This is a genomic window from Rhizobium sp. 01N424 (assembly GCF_056399485.1).
Map to the genome: position 1 here is coordinate 50,485 of NZ_JBFTRK010000010.1, position 15,436 is coordinate 65,920.

Consider the following 15,436-nt stretch of genomic DNA (forward strand, 5'->3'; position numbering starts at 1 on the left):
CCGAGGGGGTGGCGTACGGTGAGGGCGGAGAGAGGGAGGGGGCGACCCCTCCCTCTTTTTTAGTTAATACGGATGTGGTTCTCGACGATGGCAACGCCTGGAACAGACCAGGCGGTCCTTTCGGCAACGCCGCGCTCGTGCCAGGCGCGCACGCCGCCCTCGAGAACGACCTTGTCGTCCTGAACGTTCACCGAGATGCCGCCGGCGTCGATTTCGGCACTCCGTTTCAGCGCCTCCTCGATCCGATGGCGGACGTCCGGCACCGTTGGGCACGGTCGTATCGTCAGCAGATTGATGACGCCGACCACGCCGCCAAGCTTCCTGACAGCACGTTCTGCGGCAGCCCTCTGGAACTGCCAGCGCACTTCGCCAGACAAGGTCACCCAGCCGTTCTGGACCTTTACCTGCACCACACCCTCCGGAAGCGCGGTGTTCCAGGCGACGATGTCGATCGCCCGCGATGCGATCTGGTCGTCCGCATGTTGCTTTTGATCCACAAACCGGACCTCGATCTCGGAGGCGACCGCACGAACCCCTTTAACCCGCGCAGCCACATCTTCTGCGGTTAGTTTTTCAGCGTAGGTGCCCACGTGGCCCGCAAGTGTCGCAATGCCTGTGTCGACCGCTACTCCAATATGGGCGGCGTCGATGCTGGGTTCGAACGCAAGCTCATCAAGTATGTCCTGTTGGATCGATCGATCGCTCATGTTTTTCTCCTTTTGTTTCGACGGCACCATCGCGCCGCGGCATCCAAGATTGGACCCGCCGCGTCCAGTCGGCATTGCGCTCGATCAATTGCTGCTCAAGTGCGTAGTCTGTCGGATAGTTGCTTACGTCGGCCAGTGTTTTTTCTGACTGGTGGGACCGGCGTTGCGTTCACCGTAAAGAAGCAGGCCAAAGGTTGACTGTGATCAAAGCAGGAATCGGACTTCGATGATTGGTTACCGGGAGAATGCCTAGTAAGCGGTCGCGCATGACGCCCGCTCAATTCTGGAGGCGCAGGTGAACTCGGAGATTGCAAGGCTCGCTCTGGCGCTATCGATTGGGCTCCTCGTCGGGTTGGAGCGCGGCTGGCAGGAGCGGGATTCGCCTGCAGGAAGCAGGACTGGCGGCATCCGCACCTTTGGCATTTCTGGGATGTTGGGCGGGATTATTGCCTCTCTCGGCGCCGCCAGCTCCTACCCGGCGTTTCTGGCGTACGGCGTCGCCACCTTCGGAGCCATCTTCACGCTGTTCAAACTTCGCGAGGCCTGGGATGACGATGATTACAGCGTCACGTCAGTGATCGCCGCGCTTTGCGTTTTTGGATTGGGCGCCTTGGCGATGGTGGGCGATCCGATCGTCGCAGCGGCCGGCGGGGCAGGGCTTGCTGCCATCCTGGCAAGCCGCGACGTCCTGCACGCCTTTCTTCGGCATTTATCGTGGGTGGAACTGCGCTCCGCCCTTATGCTGGCGGTGATGACGGCCGTCATTCTTCCTCTTCTTCCAAACCGCGACATTAGTTCTCTTCTGAAGATCAACCCGTTTGAAGTGTGGGTCTTCACCGTCCTGACCGCTACGATATCCTTCTCGGGATACATTGCTGTGAGACTATTCGGCAACAGGAAGGGCACATTGATCAGCGCAGCCGCAGGAGCTTTAGTTTCGTCTACTGCAATAACCCTAACGCTCGCTCGTTCTTGCAGAGAGGGGCGCGAGGAGAGAGGAGCGGCCGGCGCCGCTTGCTTGGCCGCAGCCGTTTCGATTTTGCGTGTGATGGGGCTGGTCCTGGTCCTGAGGGTCGAGATCTTGCCAAGCCTTGCACCAGTCGCATTCATTGGGGCAATGGCGTTCTCCGGCATGGCTGCGTACTACACAATGTCGGCGCCTCCTGCGACGGTCGACGCGTCCGTACATAACCCCTTCGAGATTGGGTCACTTGTGCTGTTTGCAGCGATATATATCTGCGCTGTCTCTGCAAGCTCGATTCTGATCGCGTATTTGGGAGGCTCTGCTATATTTCTGTCGTCGGCCCTGTCGGGGGCTTTTGACGTAGACGTTGCAGTTCTCACCGCACTTAGAGGACTAGACGTCGCTGGAGCAGATATTGTCACTCGTGCTGTCCTTGTCGCCATGGGAGCGAACGCGGCTGGCCGAGTGGCGCTGGCTGCATCTGCAGGATCAAAACGGTTCACCATCCACTTCGGACTCGCGACGGCCCTGGCGATCGTCGCTGCATCAGTTGCCTTCGCCGCCGAAACCAATCTCTGAGGGAACGAAGTGCCAGCCGCATAGGCTTAATTGGGTGCCAGTAACATCAGGAGCGCCGCGGCACTCATGATGGCAACCGCGATCCAGCCGACGACGGCGTAGGCCATCCCTATTCGATACCTGCCCATCGTCTCGGAGCGCCGCGCCAGGATCAGGATCACGGCCATAAGAGGTACCGCGAGTACGCCGTTCAATATCGCGCTCCAGAACAAAGCCGTCATCGGCGGTATCGGGGAATATTGGATACCTAAACCCAGAAGGACACTCACTGCGATCACTGTGTAGAAGCCGCCCGCGTCCCGCGCTTTCCTTTCAAGACCGAAGGGCCAGCCGAATGCTTCGGCAACCGCATATCCCACAGAGCCGGCGAGGACGGGGACACCAATCAAGCCGACGCCTAGAATGCCTAGTGCGAAGATCAAAGATGCAAATGGCCCAGCGAGCGGGCGAAGAGCACTGGCTGCCTGCGCCGCCGTGTCGATCCGAGTGATGCCTGCAGGGTATAGTGTAGTTGCCGTGGCCAAGATAATAAAGAAGGCCGTCACGTTGGAATAGAGCATGCCGCTCCAGGTGTCCCAACCAATCCGCCGAAGCTCCGTCGGAGCGGAACTGGGATCGCCGAGGAGGGGGCCGTGACCTTGCATATCCTCTACCTCCTCGGAGGCCTGCCAGAAGAAAAGATAGGGGCTGATCGTGGTTCCGAACACGCCGACGACCACGGCTGCGTAAGCGGAGCTGAAGCTGATGTGCGGCCAAACCGTACGTTTGACAACTTCGATCCAATCGACGTGCACCGTGAACAGGACTGCGGCGTATGCGAGGAGGGAGATCGTCAGCCACTTCAGAAATGCAACATATCGATGGTAGGGAACGAAAACCTGGAGCACCAGCGTGCCGACGACGAAGAGGGCGGTCATCAAATGCCGATCGACGCCCGTCACGAGTTCCGCTACCTCACCCATTGCGGCGACATCAGCAGCGATATTTAAAGTGTTGGCGACGACGAGAGCTGTAACGACGCTGAATAAGACCGGTGACGGAAATGCCTCTTTGATATTGGCAGAAAGACCCTTGCCGGTTACCCTTCCGATGCGGGCGCAAGTCGCCTGTACGACGGCCATCAGCGGGAAGCTTGCAGGCATGGCCCACAGCATGTTGACCCCGAACTGCGCGCCCGCTTGAGAGTAGGTGGCGATACCGCTCGGGTCGTCGTCGGCAACCCCTGTGATCAAGCCCGGTCCGACGCGTGCAAGCGGATGCTCCTTAAAGTGGGCGCGCATACGCCGCCAGCTCAGAACTCGTACAGCCTGTTCCGTGGCACCGGTCATGGTTGGGTTCCTTTGCATTGCGCCTGAATTCTATATAGTCCTGATCAACGGGCGGTCGTCCTCTTGCCCCCAACAGCTACGCTCGAAGCCTATCTGCTTGACGGGTTGATTTTAAGGATGGGTTCGCTGCGTCGACGTGTTGATATCGCGACACATAAAGTCACGCGAACCTTTTGCATGTCTTTGACCGGGATCAAGGCGCGCTCCGAAGTTCTGCTCCAGGCTCTGCGACAACGCATAGGAGTTGCTATGGCCAATCCGGTTCTTCATTTTTATGGCGCCGCGGGTTCCGTCACGGGATCGTGCTTCCTGCTGACGACGGATTCCGCTCGGATATTGATCGACTGTGGGATGTTTCAGGGATCGAAGTCCGAGAAGGAACTGAACTACAAGCCGTTCCCGTTCGAGCCGTCGAAGATAGACGCGGTACTGCTCACGCATGCACATATTGATCACTCCGGATTGCTCCCGAAGCTCTCCAGGGCGGGCTTTAGCGGCCCCGTCTTTGCGACCGCGGCTACGATCGATCTCTGTGAGATCATGTTGCAGGATTCGGGACATATCCAGGAGTCTGAGGTTCGTCAGCTCAACAGGCGAAACCGCAAACGCGCGCGACAACTGGTGGAACCAATCTACACGGCCGAGGACGCTCGTAGCATGCTGCCTCAGTTTATTTCCGTTCGATACAACGACTGGCGCGAGACCGCCGGCGGCGTCCGGTTCCGTTATTGGAATGCCGGACACCTTTTGGGGTCGGCATCGATCGAACTGGCGGTTACCGGGTCGGCTGGCCCGATCAGATTGCTGTTCTCCGGCGATGTTGGCTCAACGAACAAGCTATTCGAGAAAGGTCCTCAGAGCCCGTCGGGCGTCGACTATCTGATATGCGAAAGCACGTATGGCGACCGTGAGCGAGAGGACTTTGCCATGAAGGGGCGGCGCAGTCGGCTCCGGGACGTCGTTGTAACAGCCGGAAACCCCAACGGCGTACTCTTGATCCCGTCATTCGCAGTCGAACGGGCACAGGAGGTGTTGACCGATCTCGTGGCACTGATGGACGAGGGAGAAATTCCGCGGTGCCCGATCATGATCGATTCACCGCTCGCTTCAAAGGCGACCGAGGCTTTCAAGAGGCACGCGAGCGACCTGGAAAACGGGTCTGCATTTCGTCGCGCGCTGAATTCGCCCAATGTCCGCTTCACCGAAACGCCGGAGCAGTCGAAGGCTCTCGATCTTGTCAAAGGCTTCCACATCATCATAGCGGCGAGCGGAATGTGCGAAGCCGGCCGAATACGACACCGCCTGAAAAACTGGCTCTGGCGCCGGGAGTGCACAGTCCTGTTTGTCGGTTTCCAGGCAGCCGGAACCCTCGGCCGCATCCTTCAGGAGGGAGCGATAGATGTACGCATTCAGGGCGAGGAGATACGGGTGTCCGCAAGGATGGCGACGCTCGACGCATACAGCGGCCACGCCGACGCCAGCGAACTTGATGAATGGATTTCGGAACGGTTGCCCATTCGAAGGGGAATATTTCTCGTTCATGGAGAGGCGGCTGCGCGAGAGGCGATGGCTTCCCGGCTCTCCCGACACATGGGGACGAGTATCCTATGCCCCTCGCTCGACGATGGTTATGAACTAGCCGGGACGGGCGCGATTGCAATTGCGAAGTCGACCAACCCTCGAATTCAACCTGCGCTTCCTGGCCACCCGGACTGGAACAATGACTATCAGAGTTTTGTTCTGGACCTTTCAGACCGGCTGAAATCGATCGCCGATGACAAGGGGCGCGCCATCGTGCTGCGCAGCCTCCGGCGCGCCCTAGAGCCTGACGTTTCGACAGAGGTCAAGGAGAGGAGGCACGGCAATGCTGATTATGGATCGTGACTGCAAGCGCGGCGGCGAACGCTTCGCGATACCTACCCAAGGGGAAGTACAAGGAAAGCTCGTCGTTCTCGAGGTGGTCGCCGTTACTTGCCTGAAGAGCCTTCTCTCTTCCAAAAGTGCGGCTGAGATCGCCAGGTTGAAGGAGGAGATATTTCTGTCGCTGAAAGAGCAGTGCGCACCCTTCGGCCTGTCGTCGGAAGACCAGGCCGCCGTTGATGAATATGCCCGCGAGTTCTTCGATGCGGCAAAAGAAGCTGCCGCGAGACCGTCGGGAGCGTCGGTTCTGGGGGCTTGTCACCGTGGATAATGTCGCGCTGACCTTTAACGCCGGCTCTTCCAGCCTCAAGGTCGGACTATTCAGGGTGGAAGACAGGCAGGCGGTTCGTCTCGGGAGCGGCGTGGCGACGCTTGGTGAAGAGCCGCGGTTCGCTTTCGAGATTCTGGATCATAAAGAATCGATTGCCCTGCCAACGCACACTGTGATTGACGCCGACCTCCTGTCTTTGGTTGTCAATCGGATGGTGGCCAGGGAAGGCCCTCCGGCAATGGCCGGCCATCGCGTGGTCCACGGAGGGCTGGAGTTCGATGGCCCGGTCATGATCCAACCTGACGTCCTGTCGAGGATCGAGAGCCTCACAGCGCTTGCGCCTATGCATCTCCCGCCGGCCCTCGCAATCATGCGAGCCTTCAAACAAGCTTATCCCGAGACTCCGCAGGCGGCGTCCTTCGATACGGCCTTTCATTCGTCACAGAGCAATCTAGCCTCGCGTCTCGCTGTTCCTAAAGATCTGCACGAAGCCGGCGTTCGCCGCTACGGCTTTCATGGACTCTCTTACAAATACATCTCGGGCGCGCTCAGGAAGCTTGACCCGGATCTCGCGGCCGGTCGGGTGGTCTGTGCCCATCTCGGCAGCGGAGCCAGCCTCTGTGGCATGGTTGATGGCGTAAGCATAGATACCAGCATGGGCTTCTCGGCCCTGGACGGCATCCCGATGGCGACGCGGCCGGGAGCTCTGGATCCAGGCGTGATCCTCCATCTTCTTCGCAACAATTTTCACGATGCAGACAGATTGGAGGATTTTCTCTACCATCGCTGCGGCCTCCTTGGTGTTTCAGGCAGAAGTGGCGACGTCCGGGTCCTGCTGGGAGATTTTCATCCCGCCTCGAGGGAGGCCTTGGACCTCTTCTGCTTCAGGATCGCCGGTGAGATTGGCAGGCTGGCCGTCTCGCTGGGCGGCATTGACGCCATCGTCTTCACCGCCGGCGTCGGCGAACATCAGCCCGAAATCCGCAAAGGCGTCGCCCAACATCTGAGCTTGTTCGGGGTCAGTCTCAGCGAAGTCGCCAACAAGGCGAACGCGACTGTGATCAGCGCGAGAGAGAGCGAGGTCGCGGCGCTCGTCATCCCGACCGACGAGGAGCAGGTGATCGCCGACGAAGCGGTCGCCGTCATCAACCGTCACAAGCTTTGAGGAGCAGACATGCCCGAACTTTCCAATCCTGAGCTCGCAGACGACGAAATTGACTTGATCGACCGTTACTGGCGCGCCGCCAATTATCTCTCAGTCGGCCAGATCTACCTGATGGATAATCCTCTCTTGCGCGAGCCGCTTCTGGCAGCGCACATCAAGCCACGACTTCTCGGTCACTGGGGGACGACGCCTGGACTCAACTTCATCTACGCTCATCTCAACCGCATGATAAAGGCTCGTGACCGTGACGTTCTCTACGTGTGTGGGCCGGGTCACGGCGGACCGGGAATGGTCGCTAACACCTATCTCGAAGGCACCTACAGCGAGACCTATCCGGGCGTTCCGGAGAATGCGGACGGCATGCGCAAGCTCTTCCGGCAATTCTCTTTCCCCGGAGGGATTCCCAGTCACGTGGCGCCCGAGACGCCCGGCTCCATCCACGAGGGCGGCGAACTGGGCTACGCGCTAGTCCATGCCTTCGGTGCCGCCTTCGACAATCCTGACCTTGTGGTGGCTTGCGTGGTGGGCGATGGGGAGGCAGAAACCGGAGCTCTTGCGGCAGCCTGGCATTCGACCAAATTTCTCAACCCTGTACGCGATGGTGCCGTGCTGCCGATCCTGCACCTCAACGGTTACAAGATCGCCAATCCCACTATCTTGTCGCGGACGAGCGACGACGATCTCCGCAGCCTTTTCATAGGATACGGCTACCAGCCGATATTCGTCGAAGGGCATGAGCCCGCGGACATGCATCGACAGATGGCGTCTGCGTTCGGTCGGGCATTCGACCTCATCGAATCCTTGCAGAAATCAGCACGAAACTCTCCTTTGGCGATAGGCGTGCCCAGATGGCCGATGATCGTGCTTCGCAGCCCGAAGGGTTGGACCGGCCCCAAGGAAGTCGACGGAAAGAAGGTCGAAGGGTTCTGGCGCTCGCATCAAGTGCCTGTTGCAAATTGCAGGGGCGATCAAGCACATCGGAAGATCCTGGAGGATTGGATGGTCAGCTATGGCCCTGACGATTTGTTTGACGCCGGTGGCCGCCTTCAGCCCGAACTCAAGGCGTTGGTGCCGGTTGGCGATAAACGCATGGGTGCGACGCCATATGCGAACGGCGGCCGGATGCGAAAAGAACTCAAGGTGCCGGACATCCACGACCTTGCAGTTGAGATCAACGAGCGCGGCGCTCCGCAGGTGCAGTCGACGGAAATCCTGGGACGTTATCTCCGTGATGTCCTGCGACTGAATGCCGACACGAAAAACTTCCGAATCTTCGGCCCGGACGAGACCGAATCCAATCGACTGGGCGCGGTATTCGAAGAGACCGACCGTGTCTGGATGCAAGAGATCGAAGACTACGATGTGCACCTGGCAAGCGATGGCAGGGTCATGGAGGTTCTGAGCGAGCATCTTTGCCAGGGCTGGCTGGAGGGGTATCTGTTGACCGGCCGCCATGGGCTCTTCTCCTGCTACGAAGCGTTCATCCACATCATCGATTCGATGTTCAACCAGCACGCCAAATGGCTCAAGGTGTCGCGGGGGATCGGCTGGCGTGAGCCGGTCTCCTCGCTGAACTATCTTCTTACGTCCCATGTCTGGCGGCAGGACCACAACGGTTTCTCGCATCAGGACCCAGGGTTCATCGATCTGGTCGCCAACAAGAAGTCGGATATCGTTCGCATCTATCTTCCGCCTGACGCCAACACGCTTCTTTGGGTTGGCGACCACTGCTTGAAGACCTATGACCGCATCAACGTAATCGTCGCGGGTAAGCATCCGGAACCACAATTTCTGACGATGGATGAAGCAGCGCGTCACTGCGAGACTGGCATCGGCGTCTGGGACTGGGCAAGTTTCGAAAACGACACGATCGCGCCCGACGTCGTCATGGCCTGCGCGGGCGACGTTCCGACAATGGAGACACTGGCGGCGGTCATGCTGTTACACGAGGCGATACCGAACTTGAAGATCAGAACTGTGAACGTCGTGGATCTGCTAGCGCTGCAGGACCCTCAGCAGCACCCTCACGGTCTTTCCGATGCGCGTTTCGACGCCATCTTCACCACCGACAAACCGGTCATCTTCGCCTATCACGGCTATCCTTACCTTATCCATCGACTGACTTATCGTCGTACCAATCACCGCAATTTCCATGTACGAGGCTTCGTCGAGGAAGGCACGACGACGACGCCGTTCGACATGACCGTATTGAACGAACTGGACAGGTTCCATCTGGCTTTGGAGGCCATTGCGCGAGTTCCGGGTCTTGCCGAGAAGCAACCTAAAGCCGTCGCCGAGCTGCATGAAAAACTCGCCAGGCACCGCGCCTACGTGCGGGAGCATGGGGAAGACATGCCGGAGATACTGGACTGGCGTTGGCGTAGGGAGGGTACGTTGGGTCCGTGACTGGGTACTGACGTTCAGGAAGGCGTCAGCCTCACGGGCTAGGCGGGTCTAGTTCAACCACCGAGAGGCGACCGACGTGAAGATTATTCGAGGAATTCTGGTAGCTTTCGCATTCACCGGCATTGTGACTCCAACCTTGGCAGCGACAACAGTAAAGGTCGTAGAAGGTGGCGAGGGAGGCGGGCCGATGACCCTGTCGGTTGATCAGCCCACCATCAAGGCCGGCGAGACCGTGTTCATGGTGCATAATGATGCGGTGACGGAGGAACACGAGATGGTCTTGGTCAAGTTGAAGTCCCCCGACGCGACGGTCAACGTTGTCGCCGGCAAACATCGTGTCGATGAGAAGCAGTTGAAGAGCATGGGGGAGGTCTCCGAGCTCAAGCCTGGCGCTGACGGGCAATTGAAGGCGAAGCTGACTGCTGGCTCATATCTCCTACTGTGCAACATTAAGGGCCACTACGAAGCCGGCATGCATGCGACGCTGACCGTCACGAAATAGGGGGCTAACCCGTCAAAAAAAGTGTTTGCGAAACAAGAAGCAAGGAGACGACAATGCAGAATGTGACACGAAACCCGACGTCGTACTCCTTGCCGCAACGCATCCTACATTGGCTGACGGCTCTGCTCGTCTTCTACAATCTGCTATTGCCTGACGGCATGAGCGAGTGGCAGCGGGCGATCGAACACACGGGTTCGGCCACTGATGCGCAATTGGCGGGCGCCAATCTCCATGCGTATGTCGGAATTTCGATACTGGTGCTGATCAGTATCCGCCTCGTGCTGCGCTTCATTCAGGGAACGCCTTCCGCGCCCATTGAGGAACCTTACGTCCTGACTCTAGCAGCCAAAGGCGCCCACGCTACGCTATACCTGCTTCTTTTCGCATTACCGATCAGCGGGATAGCAGCGTTCTACTTCGGTTACGACCGTATGGGAGAGGTACACGCCGAGGTGCTGAAGGTTATACTCTGGATCGTCATCGCCGCCCATGTCCTCGGCGCGCTTGCTCATCAATTTTATTGGAAGACGAACGTCTTGAGGCGGATGACGGTCGGGTTAAGGTGATCGCGGCAAAAGTGCTCCGATTGATCCCGATCAAAGCGTCTTGTCGAAATATGAGCTTCAATCGCCTCCACACACCAGGAGGCAGGGCGATGCTGGCCAGAGACATTATGACGTCCCCCGTCACGACAATAGGCGAGGGGCACAACGTCAGACAAGCAATCGAGATCGTCAACGCCAGTAAGATTGGCGCGGTACCCGTCGTCGATGGCGAAGGTTGCCTCACAGGCATCGTCACCGAGGGAGACTTGCTGCGTCGGGTGGCGTCGTCTTGGGCCAGACGGGCGGTGCCGCATACGCGCGACCGCGAAGATGCGCTGGCGGGCTATGTGAAGGCCCGAAGCTGGCGCGTCAAGGACGTGATGTCGACGCCGGTCGTCAGCGCCACCCCGACCGCCACAGCCAGCCAGCTCGCCGAACTGCTGCAGGCCCACGACATCAAGCACCTGCCCGTCGTCGAGAACGGCAGGCTCGCCGGAATGATCAGCCGTGGCGACTTGATGCGAGCGCTCCTTGATGTTCCTCGACAGTGCACCGCTTCCGGCGACGAGGCCCTTGGGATCGCCGTCCGTAGCCGCCTGGAAGCCGAGCTTGAGATAACCGCGCCCATAGTCAAAGCGACCGTCTCCAACGGGATCGTCACCCTAAGGGGGGAGGTCGAGACCGAGCTGGAACGCTGTGCGGCCAGGGTGGCGGCAGAGAGCGTCCGCGGGGTCGGCGGCGTGGTGAACAAGATCACTCTGGCTTCCGCATGGTGAGCCCTCAAACGATGAAATCGTCCCTGGAGTTTCCGTCATGTCTGTCAGGGTCATCGCAGACACTGTCACGTCGAGGCTTCTCGTCATGGTGATACCATGGCCGGAACGGTGGTGGGCGTCCTACTAGTGAAACCATCGGACGACTCGAAGCGGGATCCGAGCGGACTCTCTCTGACCCGTGAGTGCGCGATGAACGTTTGGAGCTCCGGGATTTGATTGCCCGTTGCTTGGCCGATCAGACGCAAAGGGAAATGAGGTGGTGACCAGTTACCAAAATTACTCGCGGATAAATGGTTTCCCCTGAAAACTCTTTTGCTCGCGCCTTCGTCTGTTGTTGCGTTACCCAGATGGGAACGGCCCAGGAGGCGCGCAACCGCGCCAGGGCATTCAGAGGAAGAGGAAGTTGAAGTTCGCACTTAGCGCAGTTGCTGCTACAGCCATCGTGTCCACCACCGCTGTCGGTGCCCCTGCCGCCAATTAGAAGGTGGGTGGCGCTAGCATGTATGAGGAGAAAAGCATCGTCGAGAACGCCGTCAATTCCAAGGATCACACCACGCTCGTGGCAGCCGTCAAGGCCGCCGGTCTGGTCGAGACGCTTGAGGGCAAAGGCTCGATCACGGTTTCCGGGCCGACCAAAGAAGCTTTCGCAGCCCTGCCCGAAGGTAGCGTCGACACGCTTTTGAAGCCAGGGAACAAGGCTCAGCTCGTCAAGGTGTTGACAGCCACGTCGTCGCCGCCGATGCGATGGCGAAGAATGTCGAAAAGATGATCAATGATGACGGCGGCGAGCACGACATCAAGGCCAAGGAAAGCATGGACAAGATCACACTCACCGACGAAATGGGCGGCACCGCCCACGTGACGATCACTGACGCCAAGCAGTCAACGGCGCCATCCATATCGTCGGCGAGGTTCTTCTGCCGAAGGTGGAACTCGGTTCTATTCCATAACCAGACAGGCCGGCGACCAACAGGATGCCGGCCTTTCATATCGCGCCGACCCCCGGGCTACATCGCCGGCAGTACGGTGATGTCGCGCACGTCACTGTCTAGTCCCGTGATTGGACCAACTTCTGTAGCCGCACCGGTTTCGAGATTGACGGTGTAGAGCATTTTGCTGGCGGCAAGGTACGCAGTGTTCTCGCCACCTTCCTCGCCGTGAATGTCCAGAGCATAGGTGGCCGGCATTTCTTTGATGCCAAGTTTGCCGATTGCCTTCAGCGTGCCATCGTTCGGCTTCGTCTGGTGGATCAGCGCGCCGATCGTGGCATCAATATCATACATCGCGGTCTTTTCCGGCTTGCCAACCGAGTTGGTATAGGCGGCGGCGACGATATTGGGCACCTCGCCCTTGTGCATGTCACCATCTTCGAAGGCAAGTACGCCATCGACCGTGACGGCACCTGTATCCGGATGGACGCGATGGTTGGTGGTGCCGGTCATGAAACGCAGCCGGTCGGCCATCGGGTTGAAGTCGACGACAACAGGCGCCTGGGTCATGGTCAGCATCTTGTCCATCTTGGCGATCTCGGTGGCTGCACCGCTGTCGAGATCGATGGTGACGATGCGGTGATCCGGGGTGACGCCGACCACGGTCTTGTTGCCCGGGCGGAAGTCGATGCCGATAAGCTTTTCGACGCCAGTGACATCCATCGTCTTGGTGACGGCGGGTTTTGCGGTATCGAACATGACGAGCGTTTTGTCGCCAGTCAGGCCAAGGACGGGGGCCGCAAATGCTGTCGATGCAGTCGCGAAGGAGGCGGCGGAGGCGATCAGTGCGAAACGATTGGTCTTCATGTGTCTCTCCCGAGTGGAACCGATCGGAAGTCGCCTGGCCCTCGGCTCTCGACGCTTCCTGAACTCAAGACACGCGGGCAATGCCAATTGGATGCAGCCCGGGAAAAAATAATTTCGACTTGCATCCATTTTGGGTCGTTCGGCGGGTATAATTCTCAAAGCTGAAAGTTTTCGCTGCGCGTATTGGGAAAAGGTATTGATGCTGATGGGTTCCGCGCCGGACAAACTCGATACGGCACTTGCCGCCTGCGCCAGGGGTGATCGCAATGCGCTGCGCCTGATCTTTGATATCGAGGCAGGACGTCTGATTGCGGTCGCCGAGCGCATCGTCAGACGCCGCGAACTTGCCGAGGAAGTCGTGCAGGACGCCTTCATTCGCATCTGGACCCATGCGCACCAGTACAAAAACGACCACGGTTCCGCGCGAGGCTGGATCTACGCCATCGTCAGAAATCGCGCGCTCAATCTTCTGCGAGATGGAAAGCGCGAACACACCGTCGAAGAGTTGGAAACCCTGTGTGAGACCGAGCAGGCGGACGAAGTGATGGCGGCCTGGTACGGGCTTGACCGCAACTCTCGCCTCTATGACTGCCTGAATGCGCTCGACGAAACCAAACGGCGCGGTATTCTGATGGCCTATATCGGCGGCTATTCGCACGGCGAAATAGCCGGGCGGCTTCGTATCCCTCTTGGGACTACCAAATCCTGGATCAGGCGCGGTCTCTCGGCTTTGCGGGAGTGCATGGCGTGACCTACGACCGCAAGGAAATCCCGAATATCGCCGACGAATATGTACTTGGCTTGATTGAGGGCGCGGATCTCGCGGAGATCGAGCATGCCATGGACCGTGATGTCGAACTGCGAGCTGCGATCGCTGCCAGCCGCGATCGCTTCCTGCCATTGGACACAGGTGCCTCCCCTGCTGCCGCCACAGAGCAACTGTGGCAGCGTATAGATGCCGCCCTACCTGGCCAGACTCGTTCGGGAGCGATAACTTCGATAGCAAATGCCAGTGACAATCGCATGAACCGTTGGCGTGTAGCTGCGATCTCGGCCATTGCAGCAACCCTTTTGCTCGCGGTCGGTCTTGCCTACAGTTTGACCCGAACCGCCGAGCCGCTTGTGGTCGCGGTCCTGATCAATGCGGCGGGTGAGGTCCAGGCGGTGGTCGAAGACTTCGGCAACGAGCATGCAACAATACGCATGCTCGCCGACTTTACGGTTCCCCGGGACAAAACAATCCAGGTCTGGACCTTGCCGTCGAGAGAGATGGGACCTGTGTCGATGGGCCTAATCGACGGTGTGCGTTCTGCGCGACTGGATGGTCCTGAACTACCAACGCCCAAAAATGAGCAGCTTTACGAAATCACGTTGGAACAGGCTGGGGGATCGCCGACTGGTCGTCCAACGGGGCCAATCCTCGCCAAAGGTTTTGCGAAGCTATCGCGATAAAAGAGAATCCGGTGATTTTTTTCGGTAGCCTAAAACTCAACGGCAACATCGGCATGTAATTGAATGAGCTGCGTTCCGACTGAAGTCAGCGTTATAGACCAAAAGTAATGAGACGCCCCAAAGTGGAGGGGTATGTCATAAATGCTGCGGATACCTATGGCACTGACGGAGCCGCGTGTCTCGAAGAGCTCCTTGATGGGTCTTCCGGGGTTTGTCGCGGCATTGGGCTGCGATGGCGAGGTCAACGTGTTCCGGGAACAGCCGCGTATTGTTCAAACGCTCGATTTTACAGAGAGTTACCCCGACACTACGGGCCAGGCAGTCGGTTCAACTCCTTCAACGCGACTAATGCCGAAACGTTCAACCAGGAGTTCGCCTCTCGCTGCTATCACTGGTCGTGGGCCAACGCGGCAATCTCCGTCGCTTAACATTTGTCGTGCTTGGCGCGTTTCTTCAGTTACGGCACACTCAGGTGCCCACGGAGGTTAATATGACCAAATTCGCGCTGTATGTTTCGCTCGAGGCGAGACCCGGCAAGGAAGAGGCGGTCGCCGAATTTCTCCGATCAGCAGTACCGCTGGTCAATGCCGAGCCCGGCACGATATCTTGGTATGCGATACAGGAGGGGCCAACATCGTTTGCAATCTTTGACACGTTCGACGATGAGGACGGGAGGGAAATCCACTTAAACGGCCAAGTCGCCGCGGCCTTGATTGCAAAGGCAGCGGAAGGGGACCTGTTCGCCAAGCCGCCACAGATACACAAGCTGTCCATCCTCGCGGATAAAGGGACATAGCCTTGCGCAATCTTTGCGATCCGAATGGACAACATTGCGCTGTGTCTCAGCTGAAGACGTGAGAATGGGGTCAGGATGGCCTGGCCCCCGCACTGACGTCAGCCTATTGTCCAAGCCTGCTAGGCTCTTTCGCCTGTCCGGTATGATGGTCTTGAATTTGAAAGCACTGCGGCCCTGGTAGCGGTCGCCGCACAGGGCTGGCTTTACTTTAATTTCCCCCTGCGTACCT

Annotated in this window: 14 protein-coding genes and 1 pseudogene; 12 read left to right on the top strand and 3 right to left on the bottom strand. The window is 58.6% G+C overall.

Going from position 1 to position 15,436, the window contains the following annotated elements:
- Window positions 1–59: 59 nt before the first annotated feature.
- A complete protein-coding gene (locus AC1DNK_RS22425) occupies window positions 60–707 on the bottom strand; it encodes a BON domain-containing protein (RefSeq protein ID WP_477943413.1) in 648 nt (215 codons plus the stop codon).
- Between the two features lie 295 nt (window positions 708–1,002).
- Between AC1DNK_RS22425 and AC1DNK_RS22430 the strand changes: the two genes are divergently transcribed.
- Window positions 1,003–2,250, top strand: coding sequence for an MgtC/SapB family protein (locus AC1DNK_RS22430; protein ID WP_477943414.1), 1,248 nt, complete (start codon window positions 1,003–1,005; stop codon window positions 2,248–2,250).
- A 26-nt stretch (window positions 2,251–2,276) separates the two neighbouring features.
- On the opposite strand, the gene AC1DNK_RS22435 is transcribed toward AC1DNK_RS22430, so the two are convergent.
- Complete coding sequence (locus AC1DNK_RS22435) at window positions 2,277–3,578, bottom strand: NRAMP family divalent metal transporter (RefSeq protein WP_477943415.1); 1,302 nt, start codon at window positions 3,576–3,578, stop codon at window positions 2,277–2,279.
- 249 nt (window positions 3,579–3,827) lie between these two features.
- Here AC1DNK_RS22435 and AC1DNK_RS22440 point away from each other — a divergent pair, with 249 nt between their 5' ends.
- The 8 genes and pseudogenes from AC1DNK_RS22440 to AC1DNK_RS22475 all read left to right on the top strand — a co-directional run bounded on the left by AC1DNK_RS22440 (window position 3,828) and on the right by AC1DNK_RS22475 (window position 12,113).
- Window positions 3,828–5,462: an MBL fold metallo-hydrolase gene (locus tag AC1DNK_RS22440; RefSeq protein ID WP_132671269.1), complete on the top strand. Its 1,635-nt coding sequence runs from the start codon at window positions 3,828–3,830 to the stop codon at window positions 5,460–5,462.
- The gene (locus AC1DNK_RS22445) at window positions 5,443–5,769 is read left to right on the top strand and encodes a hypothetical protein (RefSeq protein ID WP_477943416.1); all 327 of its coding nucleotides are present in this window, start codon (window positions 5,443–5,445) and stop codon (window positions 5,767–5,769) included. Before AC1DNK_RS22440 ends, AC1DNK_RS22445 begins: the two co-directional genes overlap by 20 nt.
- Window positions 5,762–6,934, top strand: coding sequence for an acetate/propionate family kinase (locus AC1DNK_RS22450; RefSeq protein WP_477943562.1), 1,173 nt, complete (start codon window positions 5,762–5,764; stop codon window positions 6,932–6,934). The genes AC1DNK_RS22445 and AC1DNK_RS22450 overlap by 8 nt, the downstream gene beginning before the upstream one ends.
- Before the next feature lie 9 nt (window positions 6,935–6,943).
- The gene (locus tag AC1DNK_RS22455; protein WP_477943417.1) at window positions 6,944–9,340 is read left to right on the top strand and encodes a phosphoketolase family protein; all 2,397 of its coding nucleotides are present in this window, start codon (window positions 6,944–6,946) and stop codon (window positions 9,338–9,340) included.
- 82 nt (window positions 9,341–9,422) lie between these two features.
- A complete protein-coding gene (locus AC1DNK_RS22460; RefSeq protein ID WP_477943563.1) occupies window positions 9,423–9,842 on the top strand; it encodes a plastocyanin/azurin family copper-binding protein in 420 nt (139 codons plus the stop codon).
- 53 nt (window positions 9,843–9,895) lie between these two features.
- Complete coding sequence (locus AC1DNK_RS22465; protein WP_477943418.1) at window positions 9,896–10,408, top strand: cytochrome b; 513 nt, start codon at window positions 9,896–9,898, stop codon at window positions 10,406–10,408.
- Window positions 10,409–10,497: 89 nt separating this feature from the next.
- The gene (locus tag AC1DNK_RS22470) at window positions 10,498–11,163 is read left to right on the top strand and encodes a CBS domain-containing protein (protein ID WP_477943419.1); all 666 of its coding nucleotides are present in this window, start codon (window positions 10,498–10,500) and stop codon (window positions 11,161–11,163) included.
- Between the two features lie 439 nt (window positions 11,164–11,602).
- A pseudogene (locus tag AC1DNK_RS22475) lies at window positions 11,603–12,113 on the top strand (fasciclin domain-containing protein).
- A 57-nt stretch (window positions 12,114–12,170) separates the two neighbouring features.
- Here the strand turns inward: AC1DNK_RS22475 and AC1DNK_RS22480 are convergent.
- A complete protein-coding gene (locus AC1DNK_RS22480; protein WP_477943420.1) occupies window positions 12,171–12,959 on the bottom strand; it encodes a DUF4394 domain-containing protein in 789 nt (262 codons plus the stop codon).
- 205 nt (window positions 12,960–13,164) lie between these two features.
- Between AC1DNK_RS22480 and AC1DNK_RS22485 the strand changes: the two genes are divergently transcribed.
- The 3 genes from AC1DNK_RS22485 (at window position 13,165) to AC1DNK_RS22495 (ending at window position 15,207) form a co-directional block, all read left to right on the top strand.
- Window positions 13,165–13,710 carry a sigma-70 family RNA polymerase sigma factor gene (locus AC1DNK_RS22485; protein ID WP_477943564.1) on the top strand — a complete coding sequence of 182 codons (546 nt, stop codon included), beginning with the start codon at window positions 13,165–13,167 and terminating at the stop codon, window positions 13,708–13,710.
- On the top strand, window positions 13,707–14,411 hold the full coding sequence (locus tag AC1DNK_RS22490) for an anti-sigma factor (RefSeq protein ID WP_477943421.1): 705 nt from the start codon (window positions 13,707–13,709) through the stop codon (window positions 14,409–14,411). Before AC1DNK_RS22485 ends, AC1DNK_RS22490 begins: the two co-directional genes overlap by 4 nt.
- A gap of 490 nt (window positions 14,412–14,901) precedes the next feature.
- Window positions 14,902–15,207, top strand: coding sequence for a putative quinol monooxygenase (locus AC1DNK_RS22495; protein ID WP_477943422.1), 306 nt, complete (start codon window positions 14,902–14,904; stop codon window positions 15,205–15,207).
- Window positions 15,208–15,436 lie beyond the last annotated feature (229 nt).